Source organism: Streptomyces sp. EDA2-14 (assembly GCF_054963755.1).
Map to the genome: position 1 here is coordinate 102608 of NZ_JBUEGE010000018.1, position 23515 is coordinate 126122.

Below are 23515 nucleotides of genomic sequence, written 5' to 3' on the forward strand. Positions count from 1 at the left end.
AGACCGGGAGGACGAAAGGCCCGGCCGCTGTCGTCGGCGACGCGGCGTGGACCTTCGTGGAGCTTCGCGCGCCGCGCGTCCGACGGATGCAGACGAACGGCGCCGAGGCCGAGCGGGCCCCCACGGGTGCCCGAGACGGCTGTGCCGTCGATCCTGGCGAGGGACCGGGAAGCCGCCCAGACCGGCACCGCCCCCCGACCGGCTCACCCACCCCCGCGGCAAAGCCGGGCAGGCGGCCGTTATCCGACCGCCGTGGCTTCCCGGGCCGTGGTCAGGCCCGTGGCGACAAGAGTGAGCCAGCGGGCGCGGGCCGCGGGCGGCTGATCGGTGGGGGCGGTGGAGAACAGCAGGTAAATGTCGTCGACGGTGACGTCGCGATGGATGTCGCCGTCGGTCTGGCCGGCGCGGATGAGGGCCGTGACGGCCGCCCCGGCGCGGTCTTCGTCGGCGCGGTCGCCGGGCTCGGCTCCCAGGGTCTGCGCGGCGGCCTTGACGGCGCGGTCGGTCGCCGACGCCTCGATGACGCGGCCGAGGAACGCGGTCAGCTCGTCCAGCGCGCGGGCACCGGCAGCCACCCGCGCGCAGGTGGCCTCCGCATCGTCGGCCACCCGCGTGACGTATTCGGCGACGACGGACGCGACCAGGTCCGTCTTGGTGGGGAAGTGCCGGTACAGGGTGCCGACCGCCACGCCCGCCGCAGCGGCGATCTCGTCCATCCCGGCCTCGGGCCCGCGGGCGGTGATCAGCTCACCGGCCGCAGCAAGGATCTTCTTCCGGTTGCGGACCGCGTCGGCGCGCGGCGCCCTGGCCTGGGGCACGGGGCTCGCCTCCCTCTCGACTTGCAACAACATGAACCAAGGTTCACGATAGATAGTGAACCGAAGTTCATCTTACTCGCAGAGGAACCCGCCATGCCCGCCAAGACCGCCAAGACCGCCCTCGTCACCGGTGCCTCCTCCGGCATCGGCGAAGCCACCGCCCTCAAACTCCAGGAGCTCGGCTACACCGTCTACGGCGCCGCCCGCCGTACCGACCGACTCGGCAAGCTCGCCGAACGCGGCATCCGCCCTCTGGCCATGGACGTCACCGACGACGCCTCCATGCAGGCCGGCATCGACCAGATCACCGCCGAGACCGGCCGCATCGACGTGCTCGTCAACAACGCCGGCTACGGCTCCTACGGCGCCCTCGAAGACGTCTCCCTGGACGAGGCCCGCTACCAGTTCGAGGTCAACGTCTTCGGCGCGCTCCGCCTGACCCAGCTCGCCCTGCCCCACATGCGCGCCCAGCACTCCGGCACCGTCGTCAACATCACCTCCATGGGCGGCAAGATCTACACCCCGCTCGGCGGCTGGTACCACGGCACCAAGTTCGCCCTCGAAGCCCTCAGCGACTGCCTGCGCCTGGAGGCCAAGCCCTTCGGCATCGACGTCGTCGTCATCGAACCCGGCGGCATCGCCACCGAATGGGGCGCCATCGCCGCCGACAAGCTGGAGAAGTCCTCCGCCGACGGCGCCTACGCCGCCCAGGCCAACGCCGTCGCCTCGTCCCTGCGCTCCGAGGCCAACGCCAAGCGCAACTCCCCGCCCTCCGTCATCGCGGACGCCATCGGCAAGGCCGTCACCGCCCGCCGCCCCAAGCCCCGCTACGCCAAAGGCTTCGGCGCCCGCCCTCTCATCGCCCTGCGCCGCATCCTGCCCGACCGCGCCTTCGACACGGTCATCTCCCGAGCGGTCGGCCTCCCTCGCTGACGACGCCGCACCCACCCGGCCGTTGCTCGAACTCACCGACAAGCGTTGCTGCCCGTCGGTTCCGGCACAGATCCTGGGGGCCGGTCACAGAGGGTGACAGTATCGTTCGATTGAGAGGGTGGTCACGAACCCGGCTGTCCGGCTCGAGCACTCTCCTCGTAGCCTCCGCGTATGACTGCTGATCCGTTCCAATGCCGCTGCGTCCTCTGCCATGACTACGGCGACCGGGACGAAGCGGACCGCATGGATCTGACGATCATCGAGAACGTGCAGCGGCACGGATGGCACGTCGTGATGGTTCCCGAGGACGAGATCGGTCCCGGATTCGCCTACACGATCGGCCTGCCACACACTCACGGCGCACCTGAGCTCGCCATGTTCGGACTCGATATCCATGACATGCACCGCATGCTCAACAGGCTCGGAGCGAAATCCGCCGCCGGCGCTGTACTGGCTGACGGTCAGAGCCATGCCGACATCGTCGACGGTCAGCAAGTCGCGCTCAGACAGGTCGATCTCCGCTGGTACCGGACCTTCTTCGGGCGGGCCATCGGGTTCTACCGGCGACCTCCTTTCCCTGTGCTGCAAGCCGTGTGGCCCGACGCGGATGACCGCTTTCACTGGGAAGAACGAGCTGAGGCGAGGCATCGGGACTCCCAACCTCAGTTGTGGCTGCCCCCGAGTGAGCACCCTGTCGGGACCTGGACGACCGAAGTCTGACCTCTCACGTGCCGACCGGCGACAGACCGACACCGTCGCGCAAGCTACTGATGCAAGATCATTTTGCGGAGCAGTTCAAATCCGGCTCGGCCGTAGAGCTGCCTCTTGATCTGCTTGATGCGGTTCACGGCACCCTCGATGCTGCCCGAGTTCCAGTCCAGGGTGAGCCCGACTGTCACACGAACCGACACTGTCGCCCTGGAGCGGTAACGGGGTACCACGATCCGCTCCACCGTCATGATCTTCGCAATCGACGACGTGATGGTCACTCTCGTCGCCCTCCCCCTGGCCACCCGACTTCATCACCGAGGCCGACCGCTCAATGGCGGTCCTCGACGGCGCGGTCCTGGTGCCGTCCGCCGTCGAAGGCGTTCAGGCCCAGACCGTCGTGCCGTACCGGGCGCTGCACCGCCTCGCTGTCCCCGTCGTCTTCTTTCGCCTCCACCTCCGAGGGCACCCGCACCGCATCCAGCGAACGCCACCGCCTCGGCGACACCTACTACCACCCCGGGCCTATCGGCCCGGCGACCGAGACAACTACCGCTGTCGACACGGGATTTGTCTGCGGACCCGAGGGCACTCTGAACTCCATGACCCGCAACGGGAAGGCGTACCACTACCTCACCGACGCCCTCGGCGCCTCGGATTTCTGGATGCTTTGGGAGACTCGTTGGGCCCGGTAGACGACCTCGCTGGCGGCATTGCACACCTTGCTCAAGGTGATAAGCGCGCACTCTGAGCGTGGGGCAGATCGCTTCGAACGCAGTCATCGGCGACTGAGAGCCGCCAAACGACAGGGGATTGCCCACTTCCCCGTTCAGGAAAGGGTTGCCGCAATGCCCAATGTCGGATGGTCGGTCGAGCAGCGTGCGGCCGTGAAACGATGGATGCTCTTCACCACGGTCTTCGCGGCGGCGGGTGTACTACTGTCCGCGTTCCTCATCGCCTCGGGCAACTCAGGAGGTTGGGTCCTCCTCGTACTGACGCTGTGCATCTTCGGAGCCGCCCATCTCTTCGTCGGCAACATTCGAAGAAGGCAACCGAAATGACATAACAGGAGTGCGCGGTCGTCATTGGCGGCCGCGCACTCAACCAGCGTCCCGCACTCCTACTTCTACGTCTCGGTCACAGCGACGCAGGGCGTCGCGATCCAGAGCGGGCTCTGTCGAGGAAAACAGCGAGCGCAGAGAGGCAAGCCCCTGACGAGTGCCGACGGCGGCTATCCCGGCACAGGACTGCTCATGCCCCACCGCCGACCCCGGGCGAGGAGTTGCCCGGCTGGAAGCGAGAGCACAACCGCTCGCACAACCTCAACCTCGCCGGATAGTCGGCGGGTCCGACAGCAGCCAGTCACACCCCGAACATGTCAAAGATCATTTACGGGACAAGCCCAGCCCGCCTCCGAGCCTGGAACGCCGGCGAACTGAGGATCGTCCATCGCGGAGCGGGCACCGTCAGTGATGTCGGCGCTGTCAACCTCACACACACGCGACTGATCGGCAGCGTCGGCCTTCAATGGCTCATCCCGCGGCAGCCGCCTTCCGGCTACGGAACGCCGCGACGCGGGTCCGGTTCTGGCAGGTCACCGAGCAGAACCGGCGTCGCCCCCCAGGGGACTGGTCGACGTAGACGTCGGCGCAGTGGTCTCCAATGCAGATGCCGATCCGCGCGAACCCGTGGTCGGCCACGACCCGGCGGGAACGGCCGGCAGGCCGTTCACCCAGTCGCAGCGGCGCACCGTTCAGGTCGCAACGGATGCCCAACCCGGCAGCTCCATCGATACTGGCAATGGAACAGCAAACGTCGACCCCAGGAACCTGACGAGCCGTCAATAAATTCAGCATCGAGTGAGTCTCAGCCCCGCCCACCACCGCCGTCGACCGCCGCAGACCGCCGCAGACCGCCGCAGACCGCCAAGATCCAGAACCGCGGAAAACTAACTTGACCAGGCAAAACGCAGGCCATCGCGCCACCTGCCAACGCCACCCGGAGGTACCAGTGAAAATGCTCATCAACGTAGCCGAGACCGTCGTCGCCGACGCGCTGCGCGGTATGGCCGCCGCCCACCCCGAGCTGACCGTGGACGTCGAGAACCGGGTGGTCGTGCGGCGGGACGCGCCGGTGGCCGGGAAGGTGGCGTTGGTGTCGGGCGGCGGGGCCGGGCACGAGCCCCTGCACGGCGGGTTCGTCGGGCCCGGCATGCTCGACGCGGCGTGTCCCGGTGAGGTGTTCACGTCGCCCGTGCCGGACCAGATGGTGCGGGCCGCCGCCGCGGTGGACAGCGGCGCCGGTGTGCTGTTCATCGTGAAGAACTACACGGGTGACGTGCTGAACTTCGACATGGCCGCCGAACTCGCCGAGGACGAGGGCGTATCGGTCGCCAAGGTTCTCGTCAACGACGATGTCGCCGTGACCGACTCCCTCTACACCGCCGGGCGACGCGGCACCGGAGCGACGCTCTTCGTCGAGAAGATCGCCGGGGCCGCGGCCGAGGAGGGACAGCCGCTGGAGCGGGTCGAGGCGGTCGCCCGGCAGGTCAATGAGAACGCGCGGAGCTTCGGCGTCGCCCTGAGCCCGTGCAGCACCCCGGCCAAGGGCACCCCGACCTTCGACCTCCCGGCCGGTGAGCTGGAGTTGGGGATCGGGATCCACGGCGAGCCGGGCCGCGAGCGGCGCGCCATGATGACCTCCGGGGAGATCGCGGACTTCGCCGTGAACGCCGTCCTTGAGGACCTCAACCCCAGCAGCCCCGTGCTGGTGCTGGTCAACGGCATGGGCGCCACTCCGCTCCTGGAGCTCTACGGGTTCAACGCCGAGGTCCAGCGGGTGCTGGGCGAGCGCGGTGTCCCCGTCGCCCGCACGCTCGTCGGCAACTACGTCACCTCGCTCGACATGGCCGGCGCCTCCGTCACGCTCTGCCAGGTCGACGAGGAACTGCTGCGCCTGTGGGACGCGCCGGTCAGCACGGCCGGGCTGCGCTGGGGCATGTGACGACCCCGCTCCCCCACCCCACCACGTCAACGAACCTGAACAGCAAGGAGATCACGTGCTCGACGCCGACTTCTTCCGGCGCTGGCTGACGGCGGCCGCGGCGGCCGTGGACCGCGAGGCCGACCGGCTCACCGAACTCGACTCACCGATCGGCGACGCGGACCACGGCAGCAATCTGCAGCGCGGTTTCAACGCCGTGCGCGCCACCCTCGACAAGGACGCGCCGGACACTCCGGGGGCCGTACTGACCGGGGCGGGACGGCAGTTGATCTCGACGGTGGGCGGCGCTTCGGGGCCGCTGTACGGGACGCTGCTGCGCCGCACCGGCAAGGCGCTGGGTGATGCCTCCGAGGTGAGCGAGGCGGACTTCGCCGCGGCGCTGAAGGCCGGGGTCGACGCCGTTGCCGCGCTCGGCGGGGCCGCGCCCGGCGACAAGACGATGCTGGACGCCCTCGTGCCGGCGGTGGAGGCGCTCGGCGAAGGGGACTTCGCGGCGGCGCGGTCGGCGGCCGAGCACGGGGCCGAGGCGACCATCCCGCTCCAGGCCCGCAAGGGGCGGGCCAGCTATCTGGGCGAGCGGAGCATCGGGCACCAGGACCCGGGGGCCACGTCGTCGGCGCTGCTGATCGCCGCGCTGGCCGAGGCCGCGGGAGGCGCGTCGTGAGCGCCGCCGACAAGCCCGTCGGCATCGTGCTGGTCTCGCACAGCAAGGACGTCGCCGAATCCGTGGCGCGGCTCGCGGCCGGGCTCTCCGGTGGCGGGGACACCGCGCCCGTCGCGGCGGCGGGCGGCACCGAGGACGGCGGTCTCGGCACCAGCTCCGAGCTGATCTCGGCCGCCGCCGCGCAGGTCGACCGGGGCGCCGGGGTCGCGGTCCTCGTCGACCTCGGCAGCGCCGTGCTGACCGTGAAGGCACTGCTGGCCGAGGGCGACGAACTCCCGGACGCCACCCGGCTCGTGGACGCCCCCTTCGTGGAGGGCGCGATCGCCGCGGTCGTGACCGCCTCCACGGGGGCGGACCTGGACGCGGTCGCCGCGGCGGCCTCGGAGGCGTACACGTACCGCAAGGAATGAGCGGCAACTGAACGGCCGCACCGGACCGTTGTGCGGACCTGGTACAGACCTGTTGGCGCGAACCCCTTGAGGAAAGCCCGCCTCCCGTGCCATACAGGTCTGTACCAATCCGCTCGAACGGAAGGCCCTCCGTGCGACGCCTGCCTCCACGCACCCTGCTCGCCCGCGCGGCCTGCGCCGCCGCGCTCGTGACCGGGCTCGCCTCCTGCGGCCTCCTCTCCGACAGCGCGAAGGCCGAGGGTCCCGCTTTGTCGGCGCCGGTCGGCGTCACCGCGCAGGCCGGGACCGCCACCTCCGTGCACGTCATGTGGAACCGGCCCACGAGCACGGCGCAGCTCAAGGGGTACGAGGTGTACCGCGGCGGCAAGCGGGTCGAGCGGCTGTCCGCCGAGCGGCACATGGTCGACGTCACCGGGCTCGCCCCGAAGACCCGTTACGTGTTCACGGTGCGCGCCCGCGGCACGGACGGCTCCCTCGGCCCCGCGAGCACCCGCGTCAGCGCCACCACCCCGGCCGCCGAGAAGGCGGACCGCGCCGCGCCGAGCCGGCCGACCGGGCTGCGCGGCGAGGCGGCCGGGAGCCGGGCCGTGTCGCTGGCGTGGCACAGGGCGAAGGACGACAAGGGTGTCGCCTCGTACGACATCTATCAGGGCGGCACGAAGATCCACAGTGTCGACGGCAAGGAGACGCGGGCGCTCCTCACGGGGCTGCGGCCCGGCACCGCGTACGCGTTCAGCGTGCGGGCCCGCGACGCCGCCGACAACACCTCGGCCGCCAGCGGGACGCTCCGCCTGACGACCGCGAAGGGCAGGGCCGCGGAGGGCCCCGGCACCTCCCCCTCGGAGTTCCAGGCGGTGACACGGCGCTCCGGCGGCGCGTACTACCTCGACCTGAAGTGGACACCGCCGCGGACCGGCGGCGAGGTCCCGGCGTACCAGGTGTTCCTGGACGGTCGGCAGGCGACGACGGTGGTGTGGGGCGAGAGCGCGCCGGCCGGATCGTCGACGTACAGCTTCTACATCGGCAAGAAGGCGGGGGTGGAGCACCGGGTGAAGCTGCGCGCGCAGCTGCCGGACGGGACGTGGGGCGCCTTCTCGGCGGAGCGGAGCGTGGTCACGGGGGCCACGGCCGATCGGGGCTGAGGCTCCTCAGTCCAGCTCGGCGATGGTGCGCTCCAGCCAGTCCACCCAGAACTGTTCGAGGTCGATGCCCGCCCGCAGCACCGCGTGCTGCAGGCGGTCCGCCTCGCTGTTCTTCTCCGGCGGGAAGTCCCGCTTCTCGATGTCCTGGTACGTCGCCAACTGCTCGCGGTGCAGGGCGAGATGGCGCCGCAGATCCTCGGTGATGCCGTCCGTGCCGACCACCGCGGCCGAGCGCAGCCGCAGCGGCAGCGGGTCGCGCATCGGCTTGGGGTCGTGCGGGGTGGCGGTCCAGCGGGCCAGTTCCGCGCGACCCTGCGGCAGAACCTCGTACTCCTTCTTCTTGCCGCGCGCGGGTGCCTCGGTGGGCAGCTCGCGGATCAGTCCCTCGCGTTCGAGTTTGCCGAGCTCCCGGTAGATCTGCTGGTGCGTGGCCGACCAGAAGTAGCCGATGGACTTGTCGAACCTGCGGGTCAGTTCGAGGCCCGACGACGGCTTCTCCAGGAGCGCCGTGAGGATCGCGTGCGGGAGTGACATGGCGTAAGGGTAGGCGAGTTCCCGTCGGTGAAGTCGGTGAAGGGGAGCCACGTGTCCGGCGGGCCCGGCCACGTGGCTCCCCGGTCTCTACAGGGCCGCGGCGACCTCGGTGCCCTGCTTGATGGCGCGCTTGGCGTCGAGCTCGGCCGCGACGTCGGCGCCGCCGATGAGGTGCGGGGTACGTCCGGCGGCCACGAGGTCGTCGTACAGCGAGCGGTGCGGTTCCTGGCCCGCGCACAGGACGACGGTGTCGACGGGGATGAGGTCCTGCTCGCCCTCGACCGTGATGTGCAGGCCCGCGTCGTCGATGAGGTCGTAGGTGGCTCCGGGGATCATGGTGACGCCGCGGTGGCGCAGTTCGGTGCGGTGGATCCAGCCGGTGGTCTTGCCGAGGCCCGCGCCGACCTTGGTGGCCTTGCGCTGGACGAGGTGCACCTGGCGCGGCGGGGTGGGCCGCTCCGGCTTGGCGAGGCCGCCGCGGTCGCCGTAGTCCATGTCGACGCCCCACTGGCGGAAGTAGGTGGCCGCATCGAGGCTCGCCTTCTCGCCGCCGTCGGTGAGGTATTCGGCGACGTCGAAGCCGATGCCGCCCGCGCCGATGACGGCGACGCGCTCACCGACGGGCGCCTTGTCGCGCAGGACGTCGAGGTAGCTGACGACGCTGGGGTGGTCGACGCCGTCGATCGCCGGGGTGCGCGGGGTGACGCCGGTGGCGACGACGACCTCGTCGTAGGAGTTGAGGTCGTCGGCGGCGACGCGGGTCTCCAGCTTGACGGTGACGTCGTGCAGTTCGAGCTGGGTGCGGAAGTAGCGCAGCGTCTCGTCGAACTCCTCCTTGCCGGGGACCTGGCGGGCGACGTTGAGCTGCCCACCGACCTCGGCGGCGGCGTCGAACAGCGTCACGTCGTGGCCGCGCTCGGCGGCGCTGACGGCGCAGGCGAGTCCGGCGGGGCCCGCGCCGACGACGGCGACGCGCTTCTTGAACCGGGTGGGCGCCAGGACGAGTTCGGTCTCGTGGCAGGCGCGCGGGTTCACGAGGCAGGAGGTGATCTGGAGGCTGAAGATGTGGTCGAGGCAGGCCTGGTTGCAGCCGATGCAGGTGTTGATGGTGTCGGAGCGGTCGGCGGCGGCCTTGTTCACGAACTCCGGGTCGGCGAGCATCGGGCGGGCCATGGAGACCATGTCGGCGGCGCCGTCGGCGAGCAGTTCCTCGGCGAGTTCCGGGGTGTTGATCCGGTTGGTGGTGACCAGCGGGACGTTCACCTCGCCCATGACCTTCTTGGTGACGAAGGTGTAGGCGCCGCGCGGCACGGAGGTGGCGATGGTGGGGATGCGGGCCTCGTGCCAGCCGATCCCGGTGTTGATGATGGTGGCGCCGGCCGCCTCGATCTCCTTGGCGAGGTGCACGACCTCGTCGAGGGTCGATCCGCCGGGGACGAGGTCCAGCATGGACAGGCGGTAGATGAGGATGAAGTCGGGGCCGACCCGCTCGCGCACGCGCCGCACGATCTCGACGGCGAAGCGGATCCGGTTTTCGTAGGAACCGCCCCAGCGGTCCTCGCGGTGGTTGGTGGCGGAGACGATGAACTCGTTGATGAGGTAGCCCTCGGAGCCCATCACCTCGACGCCGTCGTACCCGGCGGACTTGGCGAGCTCGGCGGCGCGCGCGTAGTCCTCGATGGTCCGCTCGACCTCGTCGTCGGTGAGGGCGCGCGGGACGTGGGCGCTGATCGGCGCCTGCACGGCGCTCGGCGCGACGAGGCCCGCGTGGTGCGCGTACCGGCCGAAGTGCAGGATCTGCATGGCGATCCTGCCGCCCGCCGCGTGCACGGCGTCGGTGACCTCGCGGTGCTGCGCGGCCTCCGCCTCGGTGGTCATCTTGGCGCCGCCCTCGAAGGAACAGCCCTCGGCGTTGGGCGCGATACCGCCGGTGACCATGAGGCCGACGCCGCCGCGGGCGCGGGTCGCGTAGAACTCGGCCATGCGCGCGAACCCGTTCGGCGCCTCCTCCAGGCCCACGTGCATCGAGCCCATCAGAACGCGGTTCGGGAGCGTCGTGAATCCGAGGTCGAGCGGGGCGAGCAGGTGCGGGTAGCGGCTCATGGGGCCCTCCAGGAGCGGTGAACGGTCGAGTCAGTTGTAGAGGACACCGCACCGCTTTTGCAACAAGTTGCATAAGAGACGCACGCCACGTTGCGCACGGGGCCGGACACACCGGGTTGCCCGGCCATGCTGGGTTGTAGAGTGCAACGAGCACCCGGAAAGGAACCGCCGTGGCACAGCCAGACAGCCCGGCCGACCGCGAGGCGGCCGTGGAGACCATCCAGCGCGAGTTGACCTCGTTCGCCCGGCGCGCGCGGGCCACCGCCGCGCGGATGCATCCGGAGCTCTCGCTCGTCTCGTACTCGCTGCTCGCCCACCTCGACGAGCGGGGCGGCTGCCGTGCCACCGACCTGGCGGCGCACTACGCCCTCGACAAGTCGACGGTCAGCCGCCAGGTGGCCGCCCTCCAGCGGGCCGGCCTGGTGATCCGGCGGGTCGACCCCGACGACCACCGGGTGCAGGTCCTGCAGCCGACCGAGGCCGGCGCCGACGTCCTGCGCCAGGTGACCGTCAACCGACGGCAGATCTTCGGCGACCGCCTCGCGGACTGGCCGGAGGAGGACCTGGAGCGGTTCGCGGACTACCTCGTGCGCTACAACCACGCTGCGCAGGAGGAGCCCTAGCCCCGGAACGCGCTACCGCGGCGCGCGCACCGTCCGGAAGCGGGTCGTGTTGCGCAGCCGGAAGCCCAGGGAATCGTACAACCGGATCGCGCTCGTGTTGGCCTCGCCGGTGTGCAGGAAGGGGGTCTCGCCGCGCTCCTGGACGACGGCCGCGACGGCCTTCACCAGGCGTCCCGCGAGGCCCTTGCCGCGGTGGTCCGGGTCGGTGCACACGGCGCTGACCTCGGTGTATCCGGGCAGGTGCAGTCGCTCGCCCGCCATGGCGACGAGCGCGCCGCCCCGGCGGATCCCCAGGTACGTGCCGAGCTCGATGGTGCGGGGCGTGAACGGGCCGGGCTGCGTGCGGGCCACCAGGTGGAGCATCTCCGGCACGTCGGCGGCGGTCAGCGGAACGGCCTCGGGGTCCGGGGCCGCGTCCACCGCGTCGCCGACCATGCGCACGCCCGCGTGGTCCACCGTCGTCTCCCAGCCGTCCGGCAGCTCGACGTCGGTGCCCAGCAGCGGCAGGAGGCCGTCCGGCGCGGCGAAGGCGGCGAGGCCCGCCCAGTCCGCGGGTTCGGGGTGCGGGGGCAGCGCGGTCCACGGCGTGACGTCGGTCGGGTAGCGCAGGGCCCGGCCGCTGTACTCGGCGAAGTGCGCGTGCGGGCCGGTGAGCGCGGCGTACGCGGGGTGGTCGAGGGGGTGGAACCCGCCGTCGAGCCCGGTCGCGGGGCCCGCGGTGGCCTCGTGCGCTGCGTACGTCTTCGGCTGCGTCTGCGTCATCCGTCGGAACCTTCGAACCTTCTCCTGTGCCACTGCCGCCCCATCCGTTCGAGACGACCAGAAGATCAGAACCGTCGCGGGCGCCGTCGCATTCCCGGCCCCCGCACGCCGCCCGCGTGATCACGCTTGGCATCCTGGCCCGATGCCGTTCACGTCACTGAGTGATCACGTCGAGTCCCTGCTCGCCGCCGAGGGACCGCTGCCGATCGTCGCCGCGGGCGACCCGGTCCTTCGCCGCCCCGCCGAGCCCGTCGACGGGCAGCTGTCGGACGCACTGCTCGACCGGCTGATCGCCGCGATGCGCCGGAGCATGCACGCGGCGCCCGGCGTGGGGCTCGCCGCGCCGCAGATCGGGGTGCCGCTGCGGCTCGCCGTCATCGAGGACGCGGCGGCCGTGAGCGAGGAGGTGCGGGCCGCCCGCGGCCGGCTGCCGCAGCCGTTCCGGGTGCTGGTGAACCCGTCGTACGACGGGGTGGGCAAGGACCGGGCGGCGTTCTACGAAGGGTGCCTGAGCGTGCCGGGCTACCAGGCCGTCGTCGCCCGGCACGCGCGCGTACGGCTGCGCGCCCTCGACGAGCGGGGGCGCGCGGTGGACGAGGAGTTCGCGGGCTGGCCGGCGCGGATCGTGCAGCACGAGACGGACCACTTGAACGGCACGCTCTACCTGGACCGCGCCGAGCTGCGGTCCCTGTCGTCCACGCAGAGCGCCGCGGCCGTGGAGCGGTGGGCGCAGCCGACACCCCGGCTCGCCGCGCAGGAGCTGGGGTTCGACCTTCCGGCAGGCGACTGACCCGGTCCGTCAGCCCATCTCCGGCATCTCGCCCTTGGCGGCGGACACGTCGATGACGGAGAACGCCGCGCCCTGCGGGTCCCCGACCGTCGCGAACCGGCCGAAGGGGCTGTCCATCGGCCCGAAGTACAGCTTTCCGCCGAGGCGTTGGACGGTGGCGACGGCCGCGTCGCAGTCCTCGACGACGAAGTACACGTTGATGTGCGAGGGGACGTCGGCGGGGAAGTCGTCCGTCATCTGCATGCGGCCGAGCACCGGTTCGCCGCCCAGCTTCCAGACGTTGAAGTCGATGTGCTCGTCGACCATCTTCTGCACGTCGTAGTCGAAGACGGTCGGGAAGAAGGAGTCGGTCCGCGCGGCGTTGCGGGTGTTGACCTCGGCCCAGCAGAACGCGCCCGGCTCGTTGACCTTCTCGAAGCCCTCGTGGGTGTCGGGCTGCCAGACGCTGAAGACGACGCCCGCGGGGTCCTGCGCGGTGACCATCGTGCCGAACGACGCGACCTGCATCGGGTCCATCATCAGGCTGCCGCCCGCGTCCCTGATCCGCTCGGCGACCGACGCGATGTCCTCCGTGGCGAGGTACAGGTTCCAGGCCGGGTGTGTGCCCTCGGCGCCGGGCATCTGCGGCACGAGCGCCGCGACGTGCTTGCCGTCGGGCGTCCTGGCCTGCGTGTAGTTGCCGAACTCGGGGCTTCCCTCGTCGTAGGTCCAGCCGAACAGCTCTGCGTAGAAGGCCTTCGCGGCCTCCAGGTCGGGGAACATGGCGTCGGCCCAGACGGGCGCGCCTTCAGGACGAGCGGACATGGCGCGACACCCTTCCGTCAATCGCCGGGCACGACGCCGCCCGGCAGGTATGGGTACACGCTAGGCGCGGCGGGGCCGGGGCGCGATCCGGCGGACGGCAAGGGGGAGGCGTCGCTCCGAGCCGCCGGGCGGCGTCACTCCGGGCCCGGGCGGCGCAGGTGCATCGCGCGCAGCGCCAGCTGCATCTCGAACTGGGCGGCCGGGTCCCGCAGGCTCTCGCCGAAGACCTCTTCCAGCTGGCGCAGGCGGTAGCGCACGGTCTGCGGGTGCACGGCGAGCCGCTGCGCGACCTCGCTGGCGTTGCGGGCGCAGCTCAGCCAGCACAGCAGGGTCTCGGCGAGGCGCTCGCGGTGCGGCGGGCGGATGGTGTCGAGGGGGCCGAGGTGGCGCCGGGCCAGCTCGGCGACCAGGTCCTCGTCGCGGAAGAGCAGCAGCGTCGACAGGTGGTCGGTGCAGCGCACGAGCCCGCCGCGCGGCAGGGTGCCGCGGCGCGCCAGGTCCAGGGCGTCGCGGGCCCAGCGCAGCGAGCGGGCGCCCGCGTCGAGCGCGACGGTCGGCCCGAGCGCGGCGCGCAGTCCGCGCAGCGCCCCCGCGATGGCCCGCTCCCGGCCGGGCCCCTCGGGGTCGGGGACGACGATGATGCCCGGCTGCCCGTCGAAGCGGGCGAGGAACTCGGGCGGCACGATGGGCCGGCTCCCCTCCCCCGTCCCCTGGTCGTCGGTGACGACGACGGCGATCTCGCGCGGCACCGGCCACTGCGCGGTGTGCGCGAGGTCCGCGACGGCCTCCGGGGAGACCGGCGGGTCGGCGGTGAGCAGGTCGATGAGGCGGCTGCGCCGCTGCTGGAGTTCGCCCGCCGTGTGCAGTCGTGCCTCGGTGTAGCCGGCCGTCGTGGCGGCCGCCATCTCGTCGAGGTGCAGGAACATCGCCTCGCCGAACGCGACGAGGACGTGCGGCGGGAGCCGGTCGGCCTGCACGAGGTCGGTGACGCGCCGCCAGGTGACGCGGGCGCCGAGCCGCAGCGCCGCCTGGAAGGAGTCGAGGCTGCGCCCCTCGTCGGCCTCTCCCCTGCCGATCCGCTGGTACGTCGCCTTGACGTCCTCCCAGTCGCTCTGGGAGTCGGCGACGCGGGCGAGGAAGCCTTCGAGGGCCTGCTCGACGCCGCGGTGCACGACGTGCATGTACGTGTCGTCCATGGGCCGCGCGTACTCGGCGATCTCGGTCCTGATCGCCCGCACGACCTCCTCGGTCAGATCACCGAGGAACGGCCGTAACTGCTCGTTGAGTTCGGCGGGGAAGTTCCTGAACGGTGCGCCGTTCACCGGCCGTTCGCGGGTGTCGTGAGCCGCTTCCCACATGCGCGCTCCCTCCGTACGCAGGTCCGTCAGGGTGCGGTGACGATACTGCGGGGTTGTTGTGGCGCCCCGTAGAAGGCGCACAGAAAGCGGCGTGAGCCTTGTCACCGCGGTGACAACGCGCGGCCAGGTCCTGCGCGAAGGGGCACAAGTGGCCACGGTGTGCGGTGCGCCACGATCCAGTCATGACGGACCTGTTGTCACCGGCGCGTGGCCTGATGGTGCCGCCCCTCGCGCTGCCCGCCCTGCTCGACGAGGCGGCCCGCCGCCACGGGGCGCGCACGGCGCTGGTCGGGCCGGGGCGGCGGCGCACCGGGTTCCGGGCGCTGCGCCGCGCCGCGCTCCGGGTCGCGGCGGGGCTCGCCGAGGTCGGCGTGCGGCGCGGGGACCGGGTGGCGCTGCTCCTTCCGGACTGCCCGGAGTCGGTGGTGCTGTGCCATGCGGTGTGGCGGCTCGGGGCGGTGGTGGTGCCGCTGGATCCGGCCGGCCTGCGCCGGGTGGACACGACGGCCGCGGTCGTCGTCGTGCCGCACGAGGCGGCGGACGAGGCCGCCGGGGCGTGGCGCTTCCCGGCGCTCCGGGCGGTGGTGACGGTGGACGTGCGCGGGGACGCCGCGCAGGTCGGCCCGGCCGCCGGGTGCGTCGACTACCGCGCCCTCGACGCCCGGCGCGCACCCGTTCCGCTCCCCGCGGGCCCCTCCCCCGACGATCTCGCGGTGGTCCTGCGCGGGCGCGACGGCACACCGACCGGGCTCCGGCACCGCAACCTCGTCGCGGCGGCGCGGCAACTCGGCCGCCGGCAGCGGGAGTCACGGCGGCCCGAGCGCGTCCTGTCGCTGGTGCCGGTGCACCGCGCCCCGGGGCTCGTCCTCACGGTGGTCGCCCCGCTCCTCGCCGGATCGCGCACCGTGCTCGCGCCGCCGGACCCCGAACCGCTGGCGGTGCTGCGGACCGCGCGGCGCCGCGCCCCCACCCTGCTCGTGGCGGAGCCCGCCGCCCTGCGCGGCCTGCTGGAGCGGCCCGCCCATGAACGGGAGGCGCTGGCCACGGTCCGTACGGTCGTCACCGCGCCGCTGGACGCCGCTACGGGTGACCGGGCGCGCGCGGCACTGGACGCCCGCGTCGTCGAGGCGTACGGGCCGACCGCCGCGGCCGGAGTCGCCCTCGCCAACCCGCTGTCGGCGGACGCCCGCCCCGGCACGGCGGGGCTCGCGCTGCCCGGCACGGAGGTGCGGATCGCGGTGGAGGGGATACCGGAGGTGGACGCACTGCCGGGCCACGCGGGCGAGTTGCTGCTGCGCGGTCCACAACTGGGCGACGCCCCCGGCCTGTTGGCGGGCGGGTGGCTGCGTACGGGGCGGCTCGCCGTGCGTGGACCGGACGAGTTCGTCACGCTGCTGGGCCGTGCCGGTGCACAGGGCGGGGAGATGCGATCGGCGTGAGCGGCCGCCCACCGCACAGACGCGTCACCCCGGCCGCCCCCGGTGCCGCCCCGGCCGGCGCAGCGCGACCAGCGTGACGACCGCCCCCAGCAGGACACATCCGGCGGCCAGTTGCAGCCCCGTGTCGTAGCCGTCGAGGAAGGCGGTGCGGGGGTCGACCCCGTCGCGCAGCGCGTCGCGTTCGGTGCGGGTGAGGACGACACCGATCAGGACGACGCCGAACACCCCGCTGATCTCGCGGGCCGCGCTGACCAGGCCCGAGGCCATCCCGGTCCGCGTCGCGCGCACGCCCGCCACCGACCTTACGGTCAGCGGGGTGGTCAGCGACGAGCCGACACCGATGAGGACGAGTCCCGGCTGCAGATCGGCGTACGAGGCGTGCAGCCCGGTGCCCGAGACCCACAGCAGGCCCACCGCGACCAGCGCGAGTCCGGCCGCGATGGAGCGGTGGGCGCCGAGCAGTCGGGCCGCGCGCTCGGCCAGCGGCGTGCACAGGAGCAGCGCCCCGGCCAGCGGCAGGAACGCGAGTCCCGCCTTCACCGGCGAGAACCCGAGGACGTGCTGGAGGTAGAGCGCGGTGAAGAAGAACACGCCGTTGACGCCGATGCCCCACAGCACCTGCGCGGCGACGCCGCCGACGAGGAACCGGTCGCGCAGCATCCGCAGATCCACCAGCGGCAGGAACGTGCGTGCCTCGACGACGAGGAAGGCGAGCCCCGCCGCGCCCGAAAGGCACAGGAACAGCGGCACGGGCGGCGTGCTGAAGGTGTGTTCGCCGCCCGTCACGAGCGCGTACGTGAGGAGGAACAGGGCCAGCGCGGACAGGACGACGCCCGGCAGGTCGAGCAGCCCCGCGAGCCCGCCCGACCGTTCCCGCTCCGCGCCCGGCACGGCCGGGACGAGCAGCAGGGCGAGGGCCCCGAACGGCACGTTGAGCAGGAACACCCAGCTCCAGCCCCAGTGTTCGGTGACGAAGCCGCCGATGACGGGTCCGAGCGCGAGCGCGACGGCGAGCGACGCGGTCCACAGGCCGACGGCGGTGGCGCGGCGCCGGGCCGGCAGGTCGGCCGCGACGACGGCGAGCGAGGCCGGGATGACGAGCGCGGCGCCCGTCCCCTGCACGGCGCGCGCCGCGACGAGCGTGGTGCCGGAGTCGGCGAGGGCGGCCGCGCCGGACGAGACCGTGAACACGGCCAGTCCGACGGCGAGCACGGGCCGCCGCCCCACGAGGTCGGTGAGGCGCCCGCCCGCGAGCAGCAGCGCCCCGAAGGACAGCACGTAGCTGGTGGCGACCCACTCCAGATCGGCGACGTCCAGGCCGAGTTCGTCCTGCACCGTGGGCAGGGCGACGTTGATGACGGTGTTGTCGAGCGTGGTCAGGAAGCCCGACAGGGACAGCAGCACCAGCAGGGCCGTCAGCCTTCCCCGACGCATCCAGGACCTCCTTCTCCTCGGCTCAAGTGGCGCCTCTTTGGCGCCTCTCCCTGCGGATTCTGGGTGTGGGAGCGGTGCGCCCACTGCTCTGCGGGACACCGAATCCGCCGCCGCGTGTTGTCACCGGTTTGACAGTTCGGATCGGACCAACTGTCAGCGGCTCGTCTTTCTCCGCCCTCGCACCCCGGCGGAACCTGGGGCATCCGCCACCCCCTTGGAGCCGTCATGTCGCACGAGACACCTCACGAGACACCGGACGACAAGCCGTACGGGACGTCGCCCGACAGCGCGCCGCTGCTGACCGACCGGCTGCGGCACTGGGCCACGGAGCACGCGCACCAACGGGCCTTCACGCAGGTCGACTTCCCGGATCCGGACTCGCCCGGGCTGCACCGCACGCTCGGCTGGCGGGCGCTCGACGCGCGGGCCCGCGCGGTCGCCGAACGGCTCGCGCGCACCGCGGCGCCCGGCGACCGGGCGGCGCTGCTGCTGCCGCAGGGCCTCGACTACGCGGCGGCCTTCCTCGGCTGCCTGTACGCGCGGGTGATCGCGGTCCCGCTGTTCTGGCCCGATCTGCCGGGCCACGCGGGCCGGTTGGCGTCCGTGCTGAGCGACTGCGAACCGGCGTGCGTGCTCACGGACTCGGCGTCGCGGGAGGACGTCGAGTCGTTCACCCGGGCGCGCGGCGAGCGTCTTCCGGTGCTCGCCGTCGACGCCCTGGACGTGGCGCCGACCGGGCGGCCGCTGCCACGGCCCGCGCCGGACGACGTGGCGTACCTCCAGTACACGTCGGGGTCGACGCGCAGCCCGGCCGGGGTGATGGTGACGCACGCGAACGTCGTCGCCAACGCCCGGCAGGCCGTCACCGCGGTCGGCGCCGCGCCGGGCCTGAGCACCGCGGTGGGCTGGCTGCCGCTCTTCCACGACATGGGCCTCGTGCTGAGCGTCGCGGCGCCCGTCTACGCCGGCTACCCGTCCGTGCTGCTCACCCCGCAGGCCTTCCTGGAGCGTCCGGAGCGCTGGCTGCGCCTGCTCGGCGGCTTTCCGGGGACGATCAGCGCCGCGCCCAACTTCGCATACGACTACTGCGTGGCACGCGTCGAGGACGTCTCCGGGATCCGGCTCGACCGGGTGGCGACGCTGCTGAACGGGAGCGAGCCGGTGCGGCCCGCCACGCTGGAGCGGTTCGCCGGGACGTTCGCGGACGCCGGTCTGCCGGCCGAGGCGCTGTGCCCGGCGTACGGGCTCGCCGAGGCCACCGTGTTCGTCACCGCCGACCGGGGCGACGCGCCGCCGCGCACCGTGGAGTGCGACGCGGGCGAGCTTGCGCGGGGCGTCGTGACGGCGCGCCCGGGCGGGGACGCGCGGCTCGTCGACTGCGGACAGCCGGTCGGCCAGGAGGTGCGGATCGCGGACCCGGACACGCGGGCCGTGCTCGGCGCGGGGCGGGTCGGCGAGATCGAGGTGCGCGGGCCGAACGTCGGGGCGGGGTACTGGAAGCAGCAGGAGCGGACGGCCGAGACCTTCCACGACGGCTGGCTGCGCACCGGGGACCTGGGGGCGCTGCACGACGGCGGACTGCTGGTGACCGGGCGGCTCAAGGACCTGATCGTCGTGGACGGCCGCAACCACTATCCGCAGGACGTCGAGGAGACGGTGCAGTCCGCGCCCGCGCTCGCCACGCTGCTGCGCAGGGACCGGCTCGCCGCGTTCCAGCTGCCGGGCGGCGGCCTCGTCGTGGTCGCCGAGGTGCGGCGGGGCACCGAGCCCGACGACGACATGACACAGGCGGCGTGTCTCGCGGCGCGCAGGGCGGTCACCGCGCGGCACGGGCTGCGCCTGGCCGACCTGATGCTGGTGAGCGCGGGCACGGTGCCGCGCACGTCGAGCGGGAAGGTGGCGCGGGCCGCGTGCCGGGACCGGTTCCTGACGGGGACGCTGGGCGCGGGGGCCGCACGGTGAGCGCCGAGCAGCGGGTGCGCGAGGTGCTCGTCGGGCGTCTTGCCGCCTGGTACGGGGTGGCGGCCGACGAAGTGACCGACGACCGGCCGCTCGCCGAACTGGGCCTGACCTCGCGGGACGCCGTCGCGCTCACCGGTCTGCTGGGCGAGGCGGTCGGGCGGCGGCTCCCGGCGACACAGCTGTGGGACACGCCCACCGCGGGGGAGCTGGTGGCGGCGCTGACGGGTGCTGCGGCGCCGTCGGCCGCGCCGGACGGCGCGCGGCGCCCGCGGGGCGGGGCGGCCGGTGAGCCCGTCGCCGTCGTCGGTGTCGGCTGCCGCTTCCCCGGCGGCGCCGACTCCCCGGCCGCGTACTGGCAGTTGCTCACCGAGGGGCGGGACGCCGTGGGCACCGTGCCGGAGGGCCGTTGGGAGCGGTTCGTGCCGCCCGGCGCCGAGCTGCCCGCCGACCTGTCCCGGCACGGCGCCTTCCTCCCCGGACTCGCCGACTTCGACGCGGAGTTCTTCGGCATCGCGGAGGACGAGGCCGTCGCACTCGACCCGCAGCAGCGGCTGCTCCTCGAAGTGACGCGGGAGGCCCTCGACCACGCCGCACTGCCCGCACCGTCGCTCGCCGGGACGCGCACCGGCGTCTTCGTCGGCATCAGCGGCACGGAGTACGCCCATCTCACCACCGCGCACCCGGACGCGGTGACCGCGTGGACGGCTCCCGGTGGCTCGCTGAGCGTGGCCGCGGGCCGCCTGTCGTACGCGCTCGATCTGCGCGGTCCGAGCGTGGCGGTGGACACGGCCTGCTCGTCGTCGCTGGTGGCGGTCGACCACGCGGTGCGCGCGCTGTGGGACGGCACGTGCGACACGGCGCTGGCGGCGGGCGTCAACGTGCTCCTTTCGCCCGCCGTGACGCTGGGCTTCCAGCGGGCGGGCGCGCTCGCGGGCGACGGCCGGTGCAAGGCGTTCGACGCGGCGGCCGACGGGATGGTGCGCGGCGAGGGCTGCGGGGTCGTCGTCCTGAAGCGCCTCGCGGACGCCGAGCAGGCGGGCGACCGGATCCTCGCCCTGCTGACCGCCTCCGGTGTGAACTCCGACGGCCGCTCCAACGGACTCACCGCCCCGAACGCGTCGGCGCAGCGCGCCCTGCTCGCGCAAGTACACGGATCGACAGGCCAGTTGGTCGACTATGTGGAAGCACACGGGACCGGCACCCCGCTCGGCGATCCGATCGAGGCGGGCGCGCTCTCCGCGGTCCTCGGGCGGGACCGCTCCCCCGAACAGCCGCTGCTCCTGGGCTCGGTGAAGACGAACCTGGGCCATCTGGAGGCGGCCGCGGGCATCGCGGGGCTCATCAAGACGGTCCTCGCGCTGCACCACGACGAGCTGCCGCCCCAGCTCCACTTCACGGGCCCGCCCGACCACCTCGACGGGCTCGGCCTGCGGGTCGTGGCCGCCGCGGAGCCCTGGCCACGCTATTCGGGTACGGCGACGGCGGGCGTCTCCGCGTTCGGCTTCGGTGGCACGAACGCGCACGTCGCGCTCGCCCAGTACCCGCGCCATGCGCCGGACACCGACCGGCCGCCGGGCCAGCCGGCCATCACCCTGCTCGACGCCCCCACGGACGCCCGACTGCGAGCCGAAGCGCGCGAGTTGGCCGAATGGCTGGACTCACCCGCGAGCCACTCCGTGCACCTCCCCGACCTGGCCCGCACCCTGTCGGGCCGCACCGGACGCGGCCGCTTCCGCGCCGCGGTCGTCACCCGCGACCTGCCGACGACCGCGACCGCACTGCGCCGCCTCGCCACGGGCACCCCGGACACCCACCTCGTCACGGCCGCCCGCGCCCGGCCCGCCAAGGACCCCGTGTGGGTCTTCTCCGGCTACGGCTCGCAGTGGCACGGCATGGCGCGCGAACTCCTCGACACGGAACCGGTGTTCGCCGCGAGCCTCGACCGCATCGCACCGGCCCTGCGCGCACACGCGGGCATCGACCTGCGCGCGGCGGTCTCCCCCGACGCCGACCTGTCGTCACCGGCCGTGGTGATGCCCGTCCTGTACGGGCTCCAGGTCGCGCTCGCCGAACTGTGGCGCTCCTACGGGGTGGAGCCCGCGGCCGTCGTCGGCCACTCGCTGGGCGAGATCGCCGCGGCCGTCGCGGCGGGCGCGCTCGACCCGGCGACCGGGGCGCGGATCGTCGCCGTCCGCTCCCGCCTGCTGTCGACCCTGCGCGGTGGGGCGATGGCGACGGTGGACATCCCGGCCCCGGAGGTCGCGGAGCACGCCCGCGACCTGAGCACCCTGAACGTCGCCGTGCACGCCTCGCCCGCGCAGTGCGTGGTCACCGGCTCCGCGTCCGACGTCGACGCGCTCGTCGCCCGGATCACGGCGCACGGCGGCTTCGCCCGCCGCCTGCCGGTCACCGGGGCCGGGCACTCCCCCGACGTCGACCCGCTCCTCGACGAGTTCGCCTGGGAGCTGGGCGCGATCCCGCACGGGCGGCCCGAGTGCCGCCGCTATTCGACCGTCCTGGACGATCCGCGCGCCGACGACCCGTACGACACCGCCTACTGGCTGGCGAACCTGCGCCGCCCGGTGCGGTTCGCGCAGGCTGTGCGCGCGGCGGCCGAGGACGGACACCGGGAGTTCGTCGAGGTCGCGCCGCATCCCACACAGTTGCATCCGCTGACCCGGACCCTGGAGTCCGTCGTCGGCGACGCCCCGCTGATCCTGCCGACGCTGCGCCGGGGCACCGACGACGCGCTCACGTTCCGCTCCTCGCTCGCCGAGCTGCTGACGCACGGCTGTGCGGTGCCGTCCGCGCGCGAATTCCTGAACCGGGGCGGCCGGATCGCGGACGTCCCCTCGCCGCGCTGGCACCACCGCCGGTTCTGGGCGGGCGAGACACCGCGGCCCCTCGCGCCCGAGGAGTCCGTCGCGGCCCCGGTCACGCCGCTGGACCGGCTGCGCGCCCTCGTCGCGGGTGTCATGGGGTTCAGTGCCGACCGGCTCGACCCTGACGTGCCGCTCACCGAGCTCGGCCTGGACTCGCTCACGGCGGTCCGGATCCGCTCGGCGGTGGAGCGGGAGTTCGGGGCGGCTCCCGAACCCGGTGTGCTGCTGCGACAGGGCACCCTGCGGCGAGTGGCGGCGCTGCTCGACGAGGCGCCCACCACCGCACCCGCCGCCGCTCTCGTCGACCCCGCCGAGCGCCCCTCCTTCGGTACGCCAGGCCGCCTGCGCACCTTCTCCGGGGGCGGACCGCACGCCCCGCTGTTCCTCGCGCACGCCGCGGGCGGCGACTCCGACGTGTACGGGCGGCTGGCCGCGCGCCTGGACGGGCAGCGCCCCGTGTTCGGCTTCGACCGCATCGAGTCCCCGGACGACGTGCCGGGCCGGGCCGCCGCGTTCGCCCGCCGGATCCGTGAGGCGCACCCGCGCGGCCCGTGGATCGTCGGCGGCTGGTCGTACGGCGGGGTGGTGGCCCAGGAAGCGGCCCGTCTACTGTGCGACCACGGCGAGGTCTCGGCGCTCGTCCTCGTCGACTCGATCCTCCCGCTCCCGGCGCCGCCCGCGCGCGGCCCGGCAGCCGAGGCCCAGCGCCGCTTCGCGGACTTCGCGACGTACATCACCACCACGTACGGGGTCGACTTCCGGCTGCCCTACGAGGAGTTGGGCGCGCTGGAGGACGCCGCGCAGATCGACCTCGTCCTCAAGCTCCTGGAACAGGCCGTCGACCTGCCCGCCTCCGTCCTCGCCCATCAACGGGCCTCGTACCTGGACCTGCGCAGCGGCGAGCGCCACGCACCGGGCGCGTACGCGGGCCGCACCCTGCTCTTCCGGGCGACGCGGCCGGCCCCGCACACGGTCCGCGACGCGCGCTACGAGCGCACGGACGACGCCCTCGGCTGGGACACCCTCTGCACCGATCTGACGGTCGTGCCGCTGCCCGGCCACCATCTGGAGCTGCTCGACCCACCCGTCGTGGACGCGCTGGCCGACGGCATCACGAACGCCCTGGACACCACCGACTGACGTGCT

The 23515-nt window shown here is 73.0% G+C and carries 21 protein-coding genes and 2 pseudogenes; 14 read left to right on the forward strand and 9 right to left on the reverse strand.

Features of this window, described 5'->3' with window-relative positions:
* Positions 1 to 239 precede the first annotated feature (239 nt).
* The gene (locus tag ACY34M_RS32370) at positions 240 to 818 is read right to left on the reverse strand and encodes a TetR/AcrR family transcriptional regulator (protein WP_462721913.1); all 579 of its coding nucleotides are present in this window, start codon (positions 816 to 818) and stop codon (positions 240 to 242) included.
* 93 nt (positions 819 to 911) lie between these two features.
* Here ACY34M_RS32370 and ACY34M_RS32375 point away from each other — a divergent pair, with 93 nt between their 5' ends.
* Complete coding sequence (locus tag ACY34M_RS32375) at positions 912 to 1751, forward strand: oxidoreductase (protein ID WP_462721912.1); 840 nt, start codon at positions 912 to 914, stop codon at positions 1749 to 1751.
* Between the two features lie 171 nt (positions 1752 to 1922).
* Positions 1923 to 2471 carry a DUF4262 domain-containing protein gene (locus ACY34M_RS32380; RefSeq protein WP_462721911.1) on the forward strand — a complete coding sequence of 183 codons (549 nt, stop codon included), beginning with the start codon at positions 1923 to 1925 and terminating at the stop codon, positions 2469 to 2471.
* 44 nt (positions 2472 to 2515) lie between these two features.
* Here ACY34M_RS32380 and ACY34M_RS32385 read toward each other — a convergent pair whose 3' ends face one another.
* The gene (locus ACY34M_RS32385) at positions 2516 to 2740 is read right to left on the reverse strand and encodes a hypothetical protein (protein ID WP_462722013.1); all 225 of its coding nucleotides are present in this window, start codon (positions 2738 to 2740) and stop codon (positions 2516 to 2518) included.
* Positions 2741 to 2793: 53 nt separating this feature from the next.
* Between ACY34M_RS32385 and ACY34M_RS32390 the strand changes: the two are divergent.
* The 3 genes and pseudogenes from ACY34M_RS32390 to ACY34M_RS32400 form a co-directional block, all read left to right on the forward strand.
* Positions 2794 to 2847 (forward strand): annotated as a pseudogene (locus ACY34M_RS32390) (hypothetical protein); the annotation flags it as partial.
* A gap of 460 nt (positions 2848 to 3307) precedes the next feature.
* The gene (locus ACY34M_RS32395) at positions 3308 to 3520 is read left to right on the forward strand and encodes a hypothetical protein (RefSeq protein WP_462721910.1); all 213 of its coding nucleotides are present in this window, start codon (positions 3308 to 3310) and stop codon (positions 3518 to 3520) included.
* A 134-nt stretch (positions 3521 to 3654) separates the two neighbouring features.
* Positions 3655 to 3777 (forward strand): annotated as a pseudogene (locus ACY34M_RS32400) (IS5/IS1182 family transposase); the annotation flags it as partial.
* 214 nt (positions 3778 to 3991) lie between these two features.
* Here ACY34M_RS32400 and ACY34M_RS32405 read toward each other — a convergent pair.
* Positions 3992 to 4483 (reverse strand): CGNR zinc finger domain-containing protein, encoded by a 492-nt coding sequence (locus ACY34M_RS32405; protein ID WP_462724127.1) that lies wholly within the window; start codon positions 4481 to 4483, stop codon positions 3992 to 3994.
* Here ACY34M_RS32405 and dhaK point away from each other — a divergent pair.
* The 4 genes from dhaK (at position 4470) to ACY34M_RS32425 (ending at position 7678) form a co-directional block, all read left to right on the forward strand.
* Entirely contained in the window at positions 4470 to 5462 is a 993-nt protein-coding gene (gene dhaK, locus ACY34M_RS32410; protein WP_462721908.1) for a dihydroxyacetone kinase subunit DhaK, read from the forward strand. The genes ACY34M_RS32405 and dhaK overlap by 14 nt on opposite strands.
* 55 nt (positions 5463 to 5517) lie before the next feature.
* Positions 5518 to 6126, forward strand: a complete 609-nt coding sequence (gene dhaL / locus ACY34M_RS32415) for a dihydroxyacetone kinase subunit DhaL (RefSeq protein ID WP_462721907.1) — start codon at positions 5518 to 5520, stop codon at positions 6124 to 6126.
* Complete coding sequence (gene dhaM / locus ACY34M_RS32420; RefSeq protein ID WP_462721906.1) at positions 6123 to 6536, forward strand: dihydroxyacetone kinase phosphoryl donor subunit DhaM; 414 nt, start codon at positions 6123 to 6125, stop codon at positions 6534 to 6536. The genes dhaL and dhaM overlap by 4 nt, the downstream gene beginning before the upstream one ends.
* A gap of 131 nt (positions 6537 to 6667) precedes the next feature.
* A complete protein-coding gene (locus ACY34M_RS32425; protein ID WP_462721905.1) occupies positions 6668 to 7678 on the forward strand; it encodes a fibronectin type III domain-containing protein in 1011 nt (336 codons plus the stop codon).
* Between the two features lie 6 nt (positions 7679 to 7684).
* Here ACY34M_RS32425 and ACY34M_RS32430 read toward each other — a convergent pair whose 3' ends face one another.
* Together ACY34M_RS32430 and ACY34M_RS32435 are read right to left on the reverse strand one after the other, a co-directional pair.
* Positions 7685 to 8212, reverse strand: coding sequence for a PadR family transcriptional regulator (locus tag ACY34M_RS32430; RefSeq protein ID WP_462721904.1), 528 nt, complete (start codon positions 8210 to 8212; stop codon positions 7685 to 7687).
* Between the two features lie 87 nt (positions 8213 to 8299).
* On the reverse strand, positions 8300 to 10315 hold the full coding sequence (locus ACY34M_RS32435; protein ID WP_462721903.1) for an NADPH-dependent 2,4-dienoyl-CoA reductase: 2016 nt from the start codon (positions 10313 to 10315) through the stop codon (positions 8300 to 8302).
* A gap of 170 nt (positions 10316 to 10485) precedes the next feature.
* Between ACY34M_RS32435 and ACY34M_RS32440 the strand changes: the two genes are divergently transcribed.
* Positions 10486 to 10938, forward strand: coding sequence for a MarR family winged helix-turn-helix transcriptional regulator (locus tag ACY34M_RS32440; RefSeq protein ID WP_462721902.1), 453 nt, complete (start codon positions 10486 to 10488; stop codon positions 10936 to 10938).
* 12 nt (positions 10939 to 10950) lie between these two features.
* Here the strand turns inward: ACY34M_RS32440 and ACY34M_RS32445 are convergent, their stop codons facing one another.
* Positions 10951 to 11700 carry a GNAT family N-acetyltransferase gene (locus ACY34M_RS32445; protein ID WP_462721901.1) on the reverse strand — a complete coding sequence of 250 codons (750 nt, stop codon included), beginning with the start codon at positions 11698 to 11700 and terminating at the stop codon, positions 10951 to 10953.
* Positions 11701 to 11842: 142 nt separating this feature from the next.
* On the opposite strand from ACY34M_RS32445, the gene def reads away from it, so the two are divergent.
* Entirely contained in the window at positions 11843 to 12490 is a 648-nt protein-coding gene (def, locus tag ACY34M_RS32450; protein WP_462721900.1) for a peptide deformylase, read from the forward strand.
* 9 nt (positions 12491 to 12499) lie between these two features.
* Here the strand turns inward: def and ACY34M_RS32455 are convergent, their stop codons facing one another.
* Complete coding sequence (locus ACY34M_RS32455; protein WP_462721899.1) at positions 12500 to 13294, reverse strand: VOC family protein; 795 nt, start codon at positions 13292 to 13294, stop codon at positions 12500 to 12502.
* A gap of 134 nt (positions 13295 to 13428) precedes the next feature.
* Entirely contained in the window at positions 13429 to 14652 is a 1224-nt protein-coding gene (locus ACY34M_RS32460) for a PucR family transcriptional regulator (RefSeq protein ID WP_462721898.1), read from the reverse strand.
* 182 nt (positions 14653 to 14834) lie between these two features.
* On the opposite strand from ACY34M_RS32460, the gene ACY34M_RS32465 reads away from it, so the two are divergent.
* Positions 14835 to 16091 carry an AMP-binding protein gene (locus ACY34M_RS32465; protein WP_462721897.1) on the forward strand — a complete coding sequence of 419 codons (1257 nt, stop codon included), beginning with the start codon at positions 14835 to 14837 and terminating at the stop codon, positions 16089 to 16091.
* A gap of 24 nt (positions 16092 to 16115) precedes the next feature.
* Here the strand turns inward: ACY34M_RS32465 and ACY34M_RS32470 are convergent, their stop codons facing one another.
* The gene (locus ACY34M_RS32470) at positions 16116 to 17525 is read right to left on the reverse strand and encodes an MFS transporter (protein ID WP_462721896.1); all 1410 of its coding nucleotides are present in this window, start codon (positions 17523 to 17525) and stop codon (positions 16116 to 16118) included.
* A 225-nt stretch (positions 17526 to 17750) separates the two neighbouring features.
* Between ACY34M_RS32470 and ACY34M_RS32475 the strand changes: the two genes are divergently transcribed.
* Both ACY34M_RS32475 and ACY34M_RS32480 read left to right on the forward strand, forming a co-directional pair.
* Positions 17751 to 19487: a fatty acyl-AMP ligase gene (locus tag ACY34M_RS32475; RefSeq protein WP_462721895.1), complete on the forward strand. Its 1737-nt coding sequence runs from the start codon at positions 17751 to 17753 to the stop codon at positions 19485 to 19487.
* Entirely contained in the window at positions 19484 to 23509 is a 4026-nt protein-coding gene (locus tag ACY34M_RS32480) for a beta-ketoacyl synthase N-terminal-like domain-containing protein (protein ID WP_462721894.1), read from the forward strand. Before ACY34M_RS32475 ends, ACY34M_RS32480 begins: the two co-directional genes overlap by 4 nt.
* Positions 23510 to 23515 lie beyond the last annotated feature (6 nt).

What these genes read in the sequence shown, in the direction of transcription:
- ACY34M_RS32430 (WP_462721904.1), bottom strand. Translation starts at nt 8,212, where the DNA reads ATGTCACTCCCGCACGCGATCCTCACGGCGCTCCTGGAGAAGCCGTCG.
- ACY34M_RS32455 (WP_462721899.1), bottom strand. Translation starts at nt 13,294, where the DNA reads ATGTCCGCTCGTCCTGAAGGCGCGCCCGTCTGGGCCGACGCCATGTTC.
- ACY34M_RS32435 (WP_462721903.1), bottom strand. Translation starts at nt 10,315, where the DNA reads ATGAGCCGCTACCCGCACCTGCTCGCCCCGCTCGACCTCGGATTCACG.
- ACY34M_RS32475 (WP_462721895.1), top strand. Translation starts at nt 17,751, where the DNA reads ATGTCGCACGAGACACCTCACGAGACACCGGACGACAAGCCGTACGGG.
- ACY34M_RS32465 (WP_462721897.1), top strand. Translation starts at nt 14,835, where the DNA reads ATGACGGACCTGTTGTCACCGGCGCGTGGCCTGATGGTGCCGCCCCTC.
- ACY34M_RS32375 (WP_462721912.1), top strand. Translation starts at nt 912, where the DNA reads ATGCCCGCCAAGACCGCCAAGACCGCCCTCGTCACCGGTGCCTCCTCC.
- ACY34M_RS32460 (WP_462721898.1), bottom strand. Translation starts at nt 14,652, where the DNA reads ATGTGGGAAGCGGCTCACGACACCCGCGAACGGCCGGTGAACGGCGCA.
- ACY34M_RS32470 (WP_462721896.1), bottom strand. Translation starts at nt 17,525, where the DNA reads ATGCGTCGGGGAAGGCTGACGGCCCTGCTGGTGCTGCTGTCCCTGTCG.
- ACY34M_RS32445 (WP_462721901.1), bottom strand. Translation starts at nt 11,700, where the DNA reads ATGACGCAGACGCAGCCGAAGACGTACGCAGCGCACGAGGCCACCGCG.
- ACY34M_RS32405 (WP_462724127.1), bottom strand. Translation starts at nt 4,483, where the DNA reads ATGAGCATTTTCACTGGTACCTCCGGGTGGCGTTGGCAGGTGGCGCGA.
- def (WP_462721900.1), top strand. Translation starts at nt 11,843, where the DNA reads ATGCCGTTCACGTCACTGAGTGATCACGTCGAGTCCCTGCTCGCCGCC.
- ACY34M_RS32395 (WP_462721910.1), top strand. Translation starts at nt 3,308, where the DNA reads ATGCCCAATGTCGGATGGTCGGTCGAGCAGCGTGCGGCCGTGAAACGA.
- ACY34M_RS32380 (WP_462721911.1), top strand. Translation starts at nt 1,923, where the DNA reads ATGACTGCTGATCCGTTCCAATGCCGCTGCGTCCTCTGCCATGACTAC.